The 14,455-nt window shown below is 69.9% G+C and carries 16 protein-coding genes; 6 read left to right on the plus strand and 10 right to left on the minus strand.

Annotated features, from left to right (window positions below):
* The 3 genes from QF035_RS05820 to QF035_RS05830 form a co-directional block, all read right to left on the minus strand.
* Complete coding sequence (locus tag QF035_RS05820; protein ID WP_307518717.1) at window positions 1-1,530, minus strand: DEAD/DEAH box helicase; 1,530 nt, start codon at window positions 1,528-1,530, stop codon at window positions 1-3.
* Between the two features lie 211 nt (window positions 1,531-1,741).
* Window positions 1,742-1,945 carry a cold-shock protein gene (locus QF035_RS05825; protein ID WP_055614959.1) on the minus strand — a complete coding sequence of 68 codons (204 nt, stop codon included), beginning with the start codon at window positions 1,943-1,945 and terminating at the stop codon, window positions 1,742-1,744.
* Between the two features lie 216 nt (window positions 1,946-2,161).
* Window positions 2,162-3,127 carry a YihY/virulence factor BrkB family protein gene (locus QF035_RS05830; protein ID WP_307518719.1) on the minus strand — a complete coding sequence of 322 codons (966 nt, stop codon included), beginning with the start codon at window positions 3,125-3,127 and terminating at the stop codon, window positions 2,162-2,164.
* Between the two features lie 172 nt (window positions 3,128-3,299).
* Here QF035_RS05830 and QF035_RS05835 point away from each other — a divergent pair, with 172 nt between their 5' ends.
* Window positions 3,300-3,473, plus strand: a complete 174-nt coding sequence (locus QF035_RS05835) for a CsbD family protein (protein WP_143641262.1) — start codon at window positions 3,300-3,302, stop codon at window positions 3,471-3,473.
* An 85-nt stretch (window positions 3,474-3,558) separates the two neighbouring features.
* Window positions 3,559-4,014: an ATP-binding protein gene (locus QF035_RS05840; RefSeq protein WP_307518721.1), complete on the plus strand. Its 456-nt coding sequence runs from the start codon at window positions 3,559-3,561 to the stop codon at window positions 4,012-4,014.
* Window positions 4,015-4,061: 47 nt separating this feature from the next.
* Here the strand turns inward: QF035_RS05840 and QF035_RS05845 are convergent, their stop codons facing one another.
* From QF035_RS05845 to QF035_RS05855, 3 genes are all read right to left on the minus strand, one after another.
* A complete protein-coding gene (locus QF035_RS05845) occupies window positions 4,062-4,409 on the minus strand; it encodes a hypothetical protein (protein WP_307518723.1) in 348 nt (115 codons plus the stop codon).
* 355 nt (window positions 4,410-4,764) lie between these two features.
* Window positions 4,765-5,196, minus strand: coding sequence for a PPOX class F420-dependent oxidoreductase (locus tag QF035_RS05850; protein WP_307518725.1), 432 nt, complete (start codon window positions 5,194-5,196; stop codon window positions 4,765-4,767).
* 61 nt (window positions 5,197-5,257) lie between these two features.
* Window positions 5,258-6,160 carry an NAD(P)-dependent oxidoreductase gene (locus QF035_RS05855; RefSeq protein ID WP_307518727.1) on the minus strand — a complete coding sequence of 301 codons (903 nt, stop codon included), beginning with the start codon at window positions 6,158-6,160 and terminating at the stop codon, window positions 5,258-5,260.
* Window positions 6,161-6,239: 79 nt separating this feature from the next.
* Between QF035_RS05855 and QF035_RS05860 the strand changes: the two genes are divergently transcribed.
* Window positions 6,240-6,614 carry a MerR family transcriptional regulator gene (locus QF035_RS05860; RefSeq protein WP_307518729.1) on the plus strand — a complete coding sequence of 125 codons (375 nt, stop codon included), beginning with the start codon at window positions 6,240-6,242 and terminating at the stop codon, window positions 6,612-6,614.
* Between the two features lie 112 nt (window positions 6,615-6,726).
* Window positions 6,727-7,431: a GAF and ANTAR domain-containing protein gene (locus QF035_RS05865; RefSeq protein ID WP_307518731.1), complete on the plus strand. Its 705-nt coding sequence runs from the start codon at window positions 6,727-6,729 to the stop codon at window positions 7,429-7,431.
* Window positions 7,432-7,504: 73 nt separating this feature from the next.
* On the opposite strand, the gene QF035_RS05870 is transcribed toward QF035_RS05865, so the two are convergent.
* The 3 genes from QF035_RS05870 to QF035_RS05880 all read right to left on the minus strand — a co-directional run bounded on the left by QF035_RS05870 (window position 7,505) and on the right by QF035_RS05880 (window position 11,985).
* Complete coding sequence (locus QF035_RS05870) at window positions 7,505-9,160, minus strand: cellulase family glycosylhydrolase (RefSeq protein WP_307518733.1); 1,656 nt, start codon at window positions 9,158-9,160, stop codon at window positions 7,505-7,507.
* 263 nt (window positions 9,161-9,423) lie between these two features.
* The gene (locus QF035_RS05875; protein WP_307530904.1) at window positions 9,424-10,599 is read right to left on the minus strand and encodes a serine hydrolase domain-containing protein; all 1,176 of its coding nucleotides are present in this window, start codon (window positions 10,597-10,599) and stop codon (window positions 9,424-9,426) included.
* A 336-nt stretch (window positions 10,600-10,935) separates the two neighbouring features.
* Entirely contained in the window at window positions 10,936-11,985 is a 1,050-nt protein-coding gene (locus QF035_RS05880; RefSeq protein WP_307518734.1) for a MarR family winged helix-turn-helix transcriptional regulator, read from the minus strand.
* A gap of 222 nt (window positions 11,986-12,207) precedes the next feature.
* Between QF035_RS05880 and QF035_RS05885 the strand changes: the two genes are divergently transcribed.
* A complete protein-coding gene (locus QF035_RS05885) occupies window positions 12,208-12,654 on the plus strand; it encodes a hypothetical protein (protein WP_307518736.1) in 447 nt (148 codons plus the stop codon).
* An 84-nt stretch (window positions 12,655-12,738) separates the two neighbouring features.
* Window positions 12,739-13,689 (plus strand): hypothetical protein, encoded by a 951-nt coding sequence (locus tag QF035_RS05890; RefSeq protein WP_307518738.1) that lies wholly within the window; start codon window positions 12,739-12,741, stop codon window positions 13,687-13,689.
* Window positions 13,690-13,706: 17 nt separating this feature from the next.
* Here the strand turns inward: QF035_RS05890 and QF035_RS05895 are convergent, their stop codons facing one another.
* The gene (locus QF035_RS05895) at window positions 13,707-14,450 is read right to left on the minus strand and encodes a nuclear transport factor 2 family protein (protein ID WP_307518740.1); all 744 of its coding nucleotides are present in this window, start codon (window positions 14,448-14,450) and stop codon (window positions 13,707-13,709) included.
* Between the last annotated feature and the right edge of the window lie 5 nt (window positions 14,451-14,455).

A 14,455-nucleotide genomic window follows, 5' to 3' on the forward strand; every position in this document is an offset into this window, starting at 1 on the left:
CTACGCGCCGCGACGGACCCGGGCGGCCTTACGCGCCTCGGCCGTCTGCCGGGCCTCGGCGGACCGGCGGGACTCGCCACCGGCACGTCCCGGACGGGTGCCCATGCCGCGGAACGGCGTACCGCCGCGCTGGGGGCGCTCCGTGACCGGCGCACTTCCGTTGACGGGGATCCCGGAGGGCGCCTGAGCACCGGTGATGCGGCTCAGCTCGGCCTCTCCCGAGCGGACCTGGATGATCTGCGGCCTGATGCGGGCGTCGGACATCAGGCGCGTCATGTCGCGGCGCTGATTGGGCAGAACGAGCGTGACGACGCTGCCGGACTCCCCGGCGCGGGCCGTACGTCCTCCACGGTGCAGGTAGTCCTTGTGGTCGGCGGGCGGGTCCACGTTGACGACGAGGTCGAGGTCGTCGATGTGGATGCCTCGGGCCGCGACGTTGGTCGCCACCAGCACCGTGACCTGGCCGTCCTTGAACTGGGCCAGCGTGCGGGTGCGCTGGGGCTGCGACTTGCCGCCGTGCAGCGCCGCGGCCTTCACCCCGCTGCCCAGCAGGTGCCGGGTGAACTGGTCCACGGCGTGCTTGGTGTCCAGGAACATCAGCACCCGCCCGTCTCGGGCGGCGATCTCCGTGGCGGTGGCGTGCTTGTCGGCCCCGTGCACGTACAGCACGTGGTGCTCCATCGTGGTGACCGTGCCCGCCGAAGGGTCGACCGAGTGGACCACCGGGTCGTGGAGATAGCGCCGGACCAGGAGGTCGATGTTGCGGTCCAGGGTGGCCGAGAACAGCATCCGCTGGCCGTCGGGCCGTACCTGGTCGAGCAGCTCCGTGACCTGGGGCATGAAGCCCATGTCTGCCATCTGGTCGGCCTCGTCCAGCACGGTGATCTCCACCCGGTCCAGGCGGCAGTCCTTGCGCTCGACGAGATCCATGAGACGGCCCGGGGTCGCGACGACGACCTCGGCACCGGCCCTCAGCGCCCCGGCCTGCCGGCCGATCGACATACCGCCGACGACGGTGGCCAGCCGCAGCTTCAGCGGCCGGGCGTACGGGGTCAGCGCGTCGGTGACCTGCTGGGCCAGCTCACGGGTGGGAACGAGGATCATCGCGAGCGGCTTCCGGGGCTCGGCACGCCGCCCGGCCAGGCGCACGAGGAGTGCCAGGCCGAAGGCGAGCGTCTTGCCGGAGCCGGTGCGCCCGCGACCGAGGACGTCACGGCCCGCGAGGGAGTTGGGCAGCGTGGCGGCCTGGATCGGGAACGGCTCGGTCACACCGAGGCGGTTGAGAGTCTCCAGCAACTCGGCGGGCAGGCCCAGTTCACCGAAGGTCGTGACCGCGGGGAGGCCCGGGGTGACGGTGGTCGGCGGTGTGAACTCTCCCTGCGGCGCGGCGGGCCGGCGCCCATTGCCACCCGACCGGGTGACGGGCCGCCCCTGGCTCTGCGGACGGGCACGGCCGCCCCGGCCGGAGCCGCCGAAGCCGTCCTTGCGGCCCTTGGAATAACCATCGTTCGTGCGAGCTGAACGGTTCATGAAGAACCTTCCTCGATAGGGCACGTATCGAGGAATTCTCGGCGGACACAAGCCGAACGAATTGCAAGAACGAGCCGGGTGCGAGACCGGAAAATGATCCGGCCGCAGCGATGTGACACAAGAAGGAGGCCCGGTCGGGGACCCCTGGAAAAATCAGCAAGCTGGGGCCCCACCGCGAGGTGGGACCCCAGCTGCCTTGTGCGATTCGACGTCAGGCAGGCGTGATGTTCTCCGCCTGCGGGCCCTTCTGACCCTGGGTGATGTCGAAGTTCACCTTCTGGCCCTCCTGGAGCTCACGAAAGCCCTGGGTGGCGATGTTCGAGTAGTGGGCGAAGACGTCGGGGCCGCCGCCCTCCTGCTCGATGAAGCCGAAGCCCTTTTCCGAGTTGAACCACTTGACGGTTCCAGTAGCCATGTCATTTCCCCTTCGGGGCAGTACCCGGGGGTCCGCACTGTGTGAACCCCTGCGTCGCCGCAATGAACCCGTCCGGAAAGAGCGCCGGAAATACAAAAGCGCCCGGCGATATGTAATCATCCGAGCCACTTGAAGTGTGCGGGAACTACAATTGCAACTGGATCAAGAGTATCACGACACACCCACACGGCAACGGCTGACCCGCCCTTCCGTAGTTCAGGGGCCGGGCCCCGGGTCCGGCTTCACGGCGTCGGTGATTCCGGCGCGGGCGGCTTCGAGCTGGGCGGCGAAGGCGACACCGAGGAAGAGCGCGATCCCGGTGAGGTTCGCCCACAGCAGCAGCGCGACGAACGCGGTGAGCGGTCCGTACACGGCACCGAAGGACCCGCTGCTGGCGACGTAGAACGCCAGCAGCCAGGTGGCCGCGACCCACAGCACCAGATGGACCGCCGAGCCGAAGGCGAGCCACGTGTAGCCCGGCTGGTCCCTGCGGGGAGCCCAGCGGAAGATCACCGCCGAGGCGACCCAGACGAACACCACGCCCAGCGGCACCTGGAGCGGCCCCCACCAGTCGAGGTTGTCGCGCGACCAGCCGAGGGCCTGGACCACCGACTCCCCCACCGCGTCGCCGGCGACCAGGACGAGGAAGCCGAGGACCATCGGCATGCCCGCTGCGAGGGCGAGCAGCAGGGACCGGCCGTACTTGGCCAGGACCGGACGGTCGCGCTCGATCCCGTAGATCCGGTTGGCGCCCCTTTCGACCTGGCCCATGGCCGAGGCCAGGTTGAGTATCGCGAAGGCCAGGCCCAGCCACATCGCCAGGGCGCTCCAGATCCCTGAGCCGGCGCTGCGCTCGGTCTCGGCAAGGGCATCCTCGACCAGGTCGGCGCTGGCGCCCGGCACGATCCGGCCGAGGGTGAGTTCGATGATCCGGCCGACGCTCTCGGTGTGGACGGTGGTGGCGACGCCCACCAGGGCGATCGTGAAGGGCACCATGCCCAGGACCACTTGGAACGCGAGGGAACGTGCGCTGGTGAAGCCGTCGGCGTAGCGGAAGCGGGAGAACGCGTCCAGCAGCAGGCTACGGCCCCCGTAGCGCCGCAGCGCGGTGAGCGCCTCGTCACCGGACAGCTCCTCCCCGATCATGTCCCGCGTCTGCGGGACGTGCCCAGCGGTGCCCATCGCTCACGTCTCCTCGTTCTGTGAAATTCGGTGAATCCTTTTCCGGGTCGGGAATGATTCGTCCCTTCGGGGGAAGCCCGCCGAATTCTCGACCCACCCGTGTTTGGACGGGCTTTCCCCGGTCAGCCGTAATAGTAGAGCGCAACGTCGAGCAGTGAGGACGTGATCCACAGTGGCCAAGAACCAGAAGGCACGAGCCAAGACGGAGCAGGCCAAGGGCAAGGCCAAGGAGGCTGCCGGCCGCGCCGTCGGCAACGAGCGCCTGACCGCCGAGGGCCGGGCAGAGCAGTCCAAGGGTGACGCCCGCCAGGCCAAGGAAAAGACGAAGGACATATTCCGGCACTGATGGTGATCATCAATTCCGCAGGGCCCGCTGCGCGCTTGCGGCGGGCCCGCCTGCTTTCAGGTCTTTTCAGGCGAAGGAGCGAAGAATGTGCGGGGAGCACCGGACGCACCCGATCGACACGGTGACGGTCCCCGGCCGGTCCCGTTCACCGGGACCGCGCAGTCCGGCCGAGGTGCGCGAGGCGGTCAGGCACGCCTTCGAAGGCGCACGACGATCCCGTAGGCGCGCCACTGTGGCCGGTGACGAGGCCGTCGGCGACGCCCTGCTCGTCGCTTCGGAACTCACCACCAACGCGATGCTGCACGGCGGCGGTGTCACCCAGTTCGAGGTGACGCTGGACGACTGGGACGTACGTCTGTCGGTGAGCGACCGCAGCCAGGAACTGCCGACATCGGCACGGCACATCGATGAGCGGGGATTCATGCGGGTCGGGGGCCACGGCTGGCCGATCGTCTGCCACCTCGCCCGGGACATCACGATCTCGGAGCTCGACGCCGGAGGAAAGCGCATCACCGCCGTCGTACCGCTCTCGCCCCGGTAGGAACCGGGCACCGCCCCCCCCAGTGAGTGGCAAGAGGGCCCCTCGGTTCACGCGGAGAGTGCCTGCCGGGTCTGGCGTGGTGTGCCCGCCGCAGGTGGTGCGCCCGGCACCGCGGGCCGCACCGGGTAGGTGGTCTTCGCCGGGTCCACGACCGGGTCCCCCAGCACGATCCGGCCCGCCGCCTGCAGAGCGTCGCACTCGTCGGTGGGCAGGGCCACATGGCTGACACCCAGCCCGGCGCCGGAACTGAGGGGCTGCCAGTATCCGTACCGGCGACGGCCGTTGGCGTGCACGGTCAGCCAGACGGGAACGCGCTGCTCCGTGATGAGACGCAGAACCTCGGCACCGCCGGGGCCGAGCGGAGCGGGTGTGCGCGGGAGGGCTCGGAGCATCATCAGCGGTCTCCGTCCAGGACGCGCGGCACGGCTCGGTGGTGGGGGGTGGGCGTCATGTACGGGCGGCCTTTCGTCGGTCGGGTGCGATCGCGCATCGCCGGGACGATGACGTTCTCGCTGCTCCGCATTGTTGCGGAGGGCACTGACAACGCGGCCGGAGCGGCTCCGGAGCACCCTCCGAAGCCGCTCGTCCGGCCCCTCGTGACCGACGGGTGTCCCGGTTGCGGACTCCCACTCCTCGGTTTCAAGCCCGCGCCCCGCGTTTTCAAGCCCCGCGTGTCACGGCGGTGAGCGCGTTCCGACGGTGATCGAACCGTCCGAGTCCGCTTCGGGCTGTTCGCTCGCCGTGGTGCCTTCAGCGGATCCTGGCGCCGTACACGTGGGTGACCGTCATCGTCATGAGCACTCTACGGTCGGTGACCATCGCCGACCGGTATTCGTCCCAGTCCGAGTGCTCACCGGCGGCGCGCCGGTAGTAGTCCACCAGCGCCTCGACCTCCGGGCCGTGGGGGTCGGTTCCCGGCCCGGTGAGGGTCACGGTGCCCTCGGCTGTCGCCCACGACCAGCCGTCGGGGCCGGTGACCTCCAGTGCCGCTCGCGGATCCCTGCGCAGGTTCGCCGTCTTGGCTCGTCCCTCGGTCATCGAAACGTGGAGAACATCGGCCTCCCGGTCGTAGAACGGCATGACGGGCGACAGCTGGGGGCGGCCGTCCGACTTGATCGTCGCGAGAACGCCGAGCCGGCTCTCCGCGAGCAGCGTGCGTGGGTCGAATGGTGTGGCGGTCATGTCCAGGGCCAAGTCGCGAACGCGGTCCGGCTATTCCCGGGAGGGCGAGACCGACGGTCGGTCATGACCGCGATCCTGAGGGCTTGCGGAACTGCTCGATCATCGCCGTGTAGCCGTCACCTCCGCGTCCGTCGGCCAGGGCCCGGTCTGCCAGGTCCTGGATGAACCTGGGCAGGTCGGCGTTGACACCGCGGGACTCGCTCTCCTGGGCGAGGTGCTCCATCGCGGCCCGGTGGGTGTCGAGGGTCGCGTCGAGGGCCGGGTACGTACCCTCGGCGATCTGCTGCGCGTAGCCGGGCAGCCAGTCGGTCACGATCCCGATCCCCTGCCTCACGAGCGGGACGAAACCAGCGGGGTCCACCCCCGCCGCCCCGAGCAGCGCGGCACCATGCAGGAACCCGTTCAGGACGCCCCACATCAGGCCCAGCACGGCCATGTCGTGCAGCGCCGACAGGGTGTGGTCGCCGCCCAGGTACGTCGTTGCCTCGGCCAGGCTCCTCAGCGCGGGTTCGTGCAGGTCGAAGGCCGCCCTGGGCCCGCTGTAGAGGATGATGGCGTCCGCCGTGCCGATGCCCGGAGGGACGGCCAGGATCACGCCGTCGAGGTAGGCACTGCCGTGCCGCGCCGCCCACTCGGCCGTCTCACGGGCCTGCGCCGAGGTGCCCGAGGTCAGGTTCACCAGGGTCCGGCCGTCGAGGAGCTCGCCGACCGGATCGAGGAGCTTGTGCGCGGTGTCGTAGTCCGAGAGGCAGACGACCGCGAGCGGGCTCGCCGCGACGGCGTCGGCGATCGAGTCCGCGAGTGTCGCGCCCTGTGCGATCAGTGGTTCGGCCTTGGCCGCCGTGCGGTTCCACACGGTTGTGGGGTGCCCGTCGCGCAGGAACGCTCCGGCCAGTGCCTGGCCCATCAGCCCCAGTCCGATGACCGTCACGGGCGTGCGGTCGGCATCGCGATTCTGTGTCATGCGTTCCCCCTGAGTGGGTCGGTGGTCATGGCAGAATCGTCAACGTTCACACCGGTATGAAGGTCAAGGGGGAATCGGCGTGCTGATCGGGGAGTTGAGCCGGCGGACCGGGATCCGCACGCATCAGCTGCGCTACTACGAAGCGCAGGGGCTGCTGGAGCCCGACCGCGGCACCAGCGGCTACCGCGAGTACTCGGACGACGCCGTCCTGACCGTGGCCCAGATCAGGAGGCTGCTCGAAGCCGGACTGTCGACCGAGGAGATCCGGTACCTGCAGCCCTGCGTCACCGGTACGGCCCCCGATCTCGAACCCTGTCCGGAGCTCCTGGACACCCTTCGGGCGCGCCTGAAGGGGCTGGACGAACACATCGACACCCTCACGCGCTCCCGCCAGGTCCTCCACGACTACATCGACGCCACCGAGCGGCATGTGACTCAGGAATTTCAGGCGTGATCGCGCTCCGCCGGACAGGTCGGGCCCGCTCGACGCGGTGGGGGCGCCCTGGTGGCAAGATGGGCCCCCAGTGGAGCCGCGAGGGCGCTTCGACCACGTAATCGGGTGACACATGACGGACGAGCCGGGCGAGGTCTGGGAGCGGTTCGCCGTCGCCCTGGCGGAGATGGCGCGGGATCTGCTGGCCCAGGACTCGGCGCAGGGCACCTTGGACCGCATCGTGGAGCATGCGACGGTTCTGATCAACGGATGCGACGACGCCGGCATTCTCACCGTGCGGCGGGGTGAGGTGCACGCACTGGCGGCGACGAGCGATCTCGTGCGCCGCGCGGACCGGATCCAGCAGGACCTGCGGGAAGGCCCCTGCTTCGACGCCGTGACCGACCGCCAACAGGTCTACACGATCCAGGACCTGCGCCAACCTCATGATCGCTGGCCCCGCTTCGCCCCCGAGCTGAACAAGCTGGGCATGGGAAGCGCGATGGGCTTTCTCCTCTTCACCGAGGACGACGATCTCGGCGCCCTCAACGTGTACTCCCGGCAGCCGGGCACCTTCGACGAGGCCGCACAGCGCGCCGGCTGGATCCTCGCCTCGCACGCTGCCGTGGCCTTCTCCGCGGCCCGTACGCATCAGCAGCTCGGCCATGCCCTGGAGACCCGGCACGAGATCGGCGAGGCCATGGGCATCCTCATGGAACGCCACGGACTGACCGAGGACACGGCCTTCAAGGTACTCAAGAAGGCATCGCAGGACCGGAACATCAAACTGCGCGAGATCGCCCGTCTGATCTGCGAGACCGGCGAGAAGCCGAGCTGACCTCCCTCGGCCGGAACGGGTCCGCCGTGCCGGCAGGGGCTGGCGGCCCCCACCGGCAAGCGCGTACAGCGCGTCAAGTGGTGGCGCAGGTGGAGCCGTTGAGCCCGAACGCGGTCGGGGCGGTGTCGGTGGCGCCCTTGCTGCCGGTGAAACCGACGGTGACCGAGCCGACGGCGGGGATGGTGGAGGTGTAGGAGGCGGGGGTGACGCTCACCGCGCCGCCGTTCTGGGTGGGGGTCCCGCCCCACATGTTGGTGACGGTCTGACCGTTGGCGAAGGCGAAGGCGAGCGTCCAGCCGCTGATGGCGGTGGTGCCCGTGTTGCGGATGGTGATCTCACCCTGGAAACCGCCCGGCCACTCGCCGACGACGCGGTAACCGACCGAGCAGCCCACACCGGGGGTACTGCCGCCTTCGTCGGTGGTGACGTTCACCGTGGCCGAGCGGGCCGAACGGTTCCCGGCCGCGTCTCGGGCGTAGACGACGAAGGTGTACGTCGTGTCGGCGGTCAGGCCTGTCACGGCGACGGTGTTGGTGGTGGAGGCGGCGACCGTGGTCTCGGAGCCGCCGCTGACGCGGACCACGTCGTAGCCGGTGACGCCGACGTTGTCCGTTGCGGCGGGCCACGCGAGGGTGAGGGAGGTGGCCGTCACCGCGGAGGCGGTCGGGGTTCCGGGGGCGGTCGGGGCCTGGGTGTCCCCCGGATCGCCGCCGCCGAAGACGGTCGCTTCGCGGGAGGTCTGGGCGATTCCGTTGGCGCCGTTGAAGATGCGCTGGCCCCAGGAGCTGAGCCGGCTGGGGTCGAAGCCGATCGACAGGTCGAGGATCGGGTCCGTGTTGCCGCTCCAGCTCCAGGCCAGATAGCCGAGCCTGAGCTGTTGGGCCGCCGCCATCATGGTGTCCTCGTCCGGGTCGCCCCACTGGTCGGGAGGCCCACCGAACTCACCGATGAGGATGGGGAGTCCGGCGTTGACGAAGGCGTTCAGGTAGTCGGTGATCTCCTGGGCGGTGTCGTACACGCTGTACATGTGGATCGAGAAGATCAGGTTGCCGGTGGTGTCGGCGTCGTACACGGACTGGGCGTTGGCCCGCATGACGCCCTGCCAGTCCTGGCCCCAGTTGGGCGCGTCCACCATGATCGTGTGCTCGAACCCGGCGTTGCGCAGCTTCTTGATCGCGGCGATCGTGGGGGCGGTCCAGCCGGCCGGGTCGGTGTTGCCCCAGGGCTCGTTGCCGATGTTGACGATGACGTAGTTCTCTTCACCGGCCAGTACGTCCTTGAGGCCGATCCAGTAGTCGGCCGCCTGGTCGAGCGTGCCGGCCGCGGCGTCCTCGCCGTATCCGGTGGTGTCGTGCACCTCCAGGACGCAGATGAGCCGGTTGGCCTTGCACTGGCTGACGATGCCGGCGACGTCAGCGGCACTGTTCCTGGTCCAGCGGTGACCGTTGGAGAGGACGACGCGGACGGTGTTGGCGCCGAGCGCCTTGACGTCGGCCAGCGACTGCGTCTCGCCCGGGTACCAGGTGTGGGCGTGGTTGACGCCCCGCATGATGAAGTCGTTCCCATTGCCCTCGGCCAGGCGGCCGTCGCTGATGTGAAGTCCGGTGGCGAGGGCACCGGGCGACGACTGGGCATGAGCCGTCGCCGGACCCAGGACACCGAGAGCGACAAGCCCCAGGAGGGTGACCAGTCGGGTCAGCAGGGCGGCGACGCGGCGCCTTCGCAGCACGCCTGGTGCCGCGCTTCTTGTCGTGTTTCGTGTCGTGCCTCGTGTCGTGCTTCTTGCTCTTCTCACTGCGACTCCAGAAAGTGAGCGCCAAGAAACCTGAGCATCAGAAGAAACGTGGGAGCGCTCCCATAGAGGCACTGCGGCAGGAACATGTCAAGGCATCGCGCATGCCCCGGCACATGAAAGGCCGGTATGCGGGTGCGAATTCGGCCGGGCCACCGGGACAACGTCCGGTGGCCCGGCCGACGAGTCGGTCGCGGGGGTCACCCCATGCGCAGCAGCGAGCACACCGCCGATTCCTCCATCGTGCGGAGCTTCCGCAGCAGGTCCGGGGTCGTGGTCTGGTTCACCTGAGTGGTGAGCGAGACGGTGAGGGAGCGTCGGCCGTCCGGTGTCGCGGCGATCAGCTGGGTGTAGCCGGGGGTGTTGCCGGTGTGCCCCAGCACCACTCCGCACCGGGTGGTGTAGCGGAAGATGCCGAGCCCCGCCTTGTTGCGGCCGGGCCCGGCCGGCTCGGAGGCGCCGTCCACCCAGCGGCGCTGTTCGTGCAGCGCGGCCGGGGAGGTCAGTGCGCCGCTCGCGTAGCCGCGGATGAAGCGGTTCATGTCCCGCGGTGTGGCGATGATCCCGCCCGAGGCCCACACTCCGGAGGCGCCGATCAACTCGCTGACGTCCAGCGGCGGGACCTCGCTGACGTCATAGCCGTGCATGAAGGGCCGCACCATCTCGTAACCCTGCGGGAGGCTGGTTTCGTGCAGGCCCAGGGGCCGGTAGACGATCTTGCGGAGCAGTGTCTCGTAGGGTTCGCCGGTCACCGCTTCGGCCATGAGGGCGACGGCGATGTTGTCCGAGTTCGAGTAGTGGTACTGGGAGCCCGGTCGGAACAGCAGGCGCTTGCCACGGACGAAGTCGAGCAGGCGTCGTGAGTCGAAGTGCCGTCGGGGGTCGGCCGCGAGCAGGCGCAGGAACTCCGGATCCCGGCTGTAGTCCGGCAGACCGCTGGTGTGCTGCAGCAACTGCCGCAGCGTCACCTTGGCCCAGGCCCGGGGCAGGCGTGGCAGTCGCGCCTTGATGGTGTCGTCCAGGTCCAGCGCGCCCTGCTGGACGAGATGCAGGGCCACCGCGCCGCTGTATGCCTTGCTCGCGCTGGCGGTCCGGGTGTGGTCGCCGGGTCCGATCGGGCGGCCGGTCGTCAGGTCTGCGACTCCGGCGCGCAGCACGCGACGCTTGTCGCCGTTCTGCAGGAGGACCACCACGCCCGGCGGGCCGCCCGGAGCGGCGACCAGCCTGTCGAGTTGTCGCTGCAGCTGGTCCGGGTGGTCGCGGGAACCGTCCCCTGGAGTGGCGGCGGCAGGGTGGAGCGTTCCGCTGCCGATCGAGACGGCGGCCAGCACGGTGACCAGGCACTGGCGCAGACGAGGGTTGCACTGAAGCGGCATCATCATTCCCGGGCAGACGGGGCAGGACACGCCCAGCATCGGCTCGCCCGCGACCCACCGCTCGCGCACCTGCTCCAAACAGCCGATCACGGCCCCGGGCAGTACTGCGCGGCGAGAACCTCGGCCGGAGTGGCGGGGAGACGACCGGGCTCGGCGGACGACCAGCGAGTACGAGCACGCCGTACGGCCTGTCGCTGGACCACCCGTCGCCGGACGGCCTGTCGCCGGACTACCTGTCGACGAACGACCCGTCCCTTCCCCGTCCATGCACCGGCCTCCGACACCGGTGTCTGTCGCCCCCCAAGCCCAAGTCGCTCGCCGGAAAGACCGAGTTGCTCATCTGGTCGACGGGGCCAGCGCTCCCGCCGCCCCGTCCGCGTCGCCCTGCCCTGCCTCGTAGCCCAGCCGTGCCGCTCGGCCGTCCAGGAGTTCCGTGCCCAGGGGCGTGAGGGTGTGGCGCATGGTGTTGCGTACGCGCAGGCTGTGAATCAGGCCCGCGTCACGCAGTACCGTCGCGTGTTCGCTGACGGACGCGGGCGAGATGGCCAGGCGGCGGGCGATCTCGTTGCCGGTCGGGTTCTCCACCTCCGCGATCGTGGCGAGGGTCGCCGCCCGGGTGCGGCCGAGGAGCCGGTCGAGTGCGCTCGCTCTCCCCACGGCACCGCCGGGCCGCAACGCGTCGATGCCGCGGTTCACGGGATACACCAGCACCGGGGAAAGGCAGCCGTCGCGCAGGGCGATGGGCCTCCCCCGGCAGAAGTACGAGGGAACGAGCCGCAGCCCGCGCCCCTGGAGGTGCACGTCCCGGTCCTCGGGATAGGACACCTGCAGGACCGGCGCACGCCATTGCACCGTGGGGTGCAGCCCGCTCAGCAGCCGGTCGGTCCCGCCGGCCAGGAACGCCTTGGCACGCTGGGCCCGTTCGGCGTCCACCGAGGCGCCGATCTGTGTCCAGTACGGCTGCAGCGCCTGCCGGTGATACGTGCGCAGGGCCGTGCCCAGACCACGTCTGGCCGCGGGCAGGCCCGCGGCGAGCGCGGCCGCCCACGAGGGCAGTCTGCGCTGCTGCCCGAGAGTCCCCACATCCGTCCGCAGGCGAACGTGCGAGGTGGACAGGATCGTGTCGACGGCCGCTTCGGGGTCGGTGGTCCCCTCGGCCGGTGTCAGGAAGTCGGGCGAGTACCCGCGCGGTGGAACGAGATGAAGCAGCGGCCGGGCGGCCGTGTCCATCGACGTCCTCACGTGCGTGCGCCATCGGCGCAGCGCGACATCGGTGTCCGGACCGCCGAGCACATGAAGGCTGAGCAGGGCTTCCCAAGCGGGATCCGGCCCGGTCGCCAGGCGAATCCGGCCGAGGTCCTCCGCGCTGAAATGGATACGCAGCATCAGCTTCCCCCCGAAAGGCTGCTACCCCAGGCGCCCCACTCTCGCGGATGAGCGCAGGACGCGATAGCTCCGATTTCGCCAGCCCTGGTCTTTCGGCGAGGGCCGAAACTGTTCCTGTGCGCTCCGGGAACCGGCCTAGTTTCAGGGCCAGTCACCACGGGGGAACGGCGACGGAAACCGCCGACGGTTTCCGTCGCCGCCCGTAGGCAAACGGAGGACTTCGTGACAACTGCACGTCGAATGGTCGGTTCCCTCGCGGTCGCGGCAGCTCTCGTCGCCGGGACCACCGCCCTGGCCACCGCTCCGGCGTCCGCCCAGGCCGACGCGTCCGCGCCCGCCCAGACCCAGCGCGCCGACTGGGACGGCAACATCTACCTCTACTACAGCGCGTCCAGCAACAGCTCGTGGAGCAAGTACGGCGGCTGGGTCAGCGACTTCGCCGGGCACACCTTCGCCGCAGGGGGTGAAGGCAGCGGCCAGCGCGTGAAGAACAACGTGAACCGCGCCTGGAACAACGACGCGAACTATGCCGCGCGGATCTACTACAACGAGAACTACAACGCGAGCGGCAGCGCTCCCTACGACGACTTCTACCCGGGCAACTCCCGGCAGCTCAACAGCGGTGTACGGAACAACAACGCCTCGATGAGCTGGTGGTACGTCGGCTGACATCGGGCTCGGGCCCGTCCGAGAGCTTCGGACGGGCCCTTCGTACGGGCTCTTTGTACGGCCGCACACAAGAGGGGGCATGACATGCGGGCGCGAACCGGGCAGCGCACACTGCGGATCGGGGCCGCGGTCGCCCTCTCCGCCGCCCTCGCGGGCTGTGCGGAGGGACAGGCTGCCGAGCCGAGGGCGACGGCCTCCGGTCCGCCTCCCGTGACCGGTGTGCCGACGATGCTCGGCGTCGGATCGCTGGTCCTGCCCATCGAGCCCTACCTGTTCACCGACCGGCAGGTCGCCCGGCTGTTCCGGGCGCGGGCCGTGCTCACCTCGTCCTGCATGAAGCGTTTCGGCCGCACCTGGCCCGTCCCCACCGAGACCGCGCCCGACACCGGCACGCTGAATCCGGCCAACACGGCCCACCGGTACGGGATCACGGATGCCCGGCTCGCCGCCCGGTACGGATATCACCCGGCCCCCGGCACGGCACCGAGCGGCACCAAGGGGAAGAGCGCGGGGCCCAAGCCCGGGCCGGAAGAGATGCTCCTCCTGACGGGCCTCCGCGACGACGGCACCCCTGCGGACAGGGACGCACGCGGGCGCGCCATTCCGGCCGGCGGATGCCAGGGCGAGGCCACGGCGGCCCTGTCGGACGACCCGGAGAAGATCGGCAACCGCGAGCTCGTCGGCACGATCAACATCGGCAGCTACAGCGACTCGCAGAAGGATCCACGGGTGGTGGAGGTCTTCCGCGCATGGTCGCGCTGTATGAAGCGGCACGGCCACCAGTACGCCGATCCGACCCAGGCGCCGGGCAAGGACCCCGAGTTCACAGGTCCGAAGGCCACCCCGTCCGAGATCGCCTTGGCCGGCACGGACGTACGGTGCAAACGTGAAACGAACGTCATCGGCGTCTGGTCCTCGGTCGACGCGGCGTACCAGCGGCGGGCGATGAGCGCGAAGCCCCGGGAACTCGCCGCGATCAAGCGGGACATCCGCAAGCAGGTGACCAACGCGGACCGGGTGCTGCGGACCGGCTGACGGCACGCGACCGGTCCTCATCCGGTCGCGGAGGCTCCCGTGATGCCCGCGTCGAAGGGAACGGACGTGTGCTGGTGGACGATCTGCCAGCGGTCGCCCGCCGCGCGGTAGCCGGTGGTCACCCGCGCCGTGGTGTCCAGCGACCCACCGCCGACCAGCGTGGCACGCATCCGTACGAGCGCGTGACTGAACGCGATGCTCTCGTCGACCCGTACGCGGAATTCGAGCACCTCGCGCTCCACCGGCCCGGCCAGCGTGGAGAACCACATCTCCTCGGCCTTGCGGAGGGCTTCGATCCCGCGCTGCTCCAGACCGCTCACGGGGTGGAACACCTCGACGTCCGGCGCGTAGCAGGCCATCGCCCGGTCGAAGTCCCGCTCGCGGCCGGCCGCGGTCAGTTCCGCGTCCAGGCGGCGGATCTCCCCCTCGGCGTCCTCGTCCTCCCAGAACGCGCGCACCTCCATGGCCCCGATGGTCGCCACGGGGTGCTTCGCCGCCACCTCGACGGCCTCCTCCAGGCTGTCGCACTCAAGGATGTCGTACCCGGCGACGTACTCCTTCGTCTCCGCGAACGGCCCGTCGCTGCACAGCACTTCGCCGTTCCGCACTCGCACGGTGACCGCTTCGGCGGGCAGGCGCAGACGGTGGCCGTGCAGCCGTACGCCGCGCTGGACGCCCTGCTCCTCGACCCAGGGTTCGACGGGGGCCATGCCGGAGGCGTCGGCGGTGTCGTCTCCGCAGACCAGCAGCATGTACTTCATGTTTC

This window comes from Streptomyces umbrinus (genome assembly GCF_030817415.1).
In the GTDB taxonomy this organism is placed as follows: Bacteria; Actinomycetota; Actinomycetes; order Streptomycetales; family Streptomycetaceae; genus Streptomyces; species Streptomyces umbrinus_A.

Excerpts from the sequence above, each read along its gene's own strand:
- QF035_RS05875 (WP_307530904.1), bottom strand. The coding sequence starts at position 10,599 with ATGCCGCTTCAGTGCAACCCTCGTCTGCGCCAGTGCCTGGTCACCGTG.
- QF035_RS05840 (WP_307518721.1), top strand. The coding sequence starts at position 3,559 with ATGTGCGGGGAGCACCGGACGCACCCGATCGACACGGTGACGGTCCCC.
- QF035_RS05830 (WP_307518719.1), bottom strand. The coding sequence starts at position 3,127 with ATGGGCACCGCTGGGCACGTCCCGCAGACGCGGGACATGATCGGGGAG.
- QF035_RS05895 (WP_307518740.1), bottom strand. The coding sequence starts at position 14,450 with ATGAAGTACATGCTGCTGGTCTGCGGAGACGACACCGCCGACGCCTCC.
- QF035_RS05855 (WP_307518727.1), bottom strand. The coding sequence starts at position 6,160 with ATGACACAGAATCGCGATGCCGACCGCACGCCCGTGACGGTCATCGGA.
- QF035_RS05890 (WP_307518738.1), top strand. The coding sequence starts at position 12,739 with ATGCGGGCGCGAACCGGGCAGCGCACACTGCGGATCGGGGCCGCGGTC.
- QF035_RS05820 (WP_307518717.1), bottom strand. The coding sequence starts at position 1,530 with ATGAACCGTTCAGCTCGCACGAACGATGGTTATTCCAAGGGCCGCAAG.
- QF035_RS05865 (WP_307518731.1), top strand. The coding sequence starts at position 6,727 with ATGACGGACGAGCCGGGCGAGGTCTGGGAGCGGTTCGCCGTCGCCCTG.
- QF035_RS05880 (WP_307518734.1), bottom strand. The coding sequence starts at position 11,985 with ATGCTGCGTATCCATTTCAGCGCGGAGGACCTCGGCCGGATTCGCCTG.
- QF035_RS05850 (WP_307518725.1), bottom strand. The coding sequence starts at position 5,196 with ATGACCGCCACACCATTCGACCCACGCACGCTGCTCGCGGAGAGCCGG.
- QF035_RS05825 (WP_055614959.1), bottom strand. The coding sequence starts at position 1,945 with ATGGCTACTGGAACCGTCAAGTGGTTCAACTCGGAAAAGGGCTTCGGC.
- QF035_RS05845 (WP_307518723.1), bottom strand. The coding sequence starts at position 4,409 with ATGATGCTCCGAGCCCTCCCGCGCACACCCGCTCCGCTCGGCCCCGGC.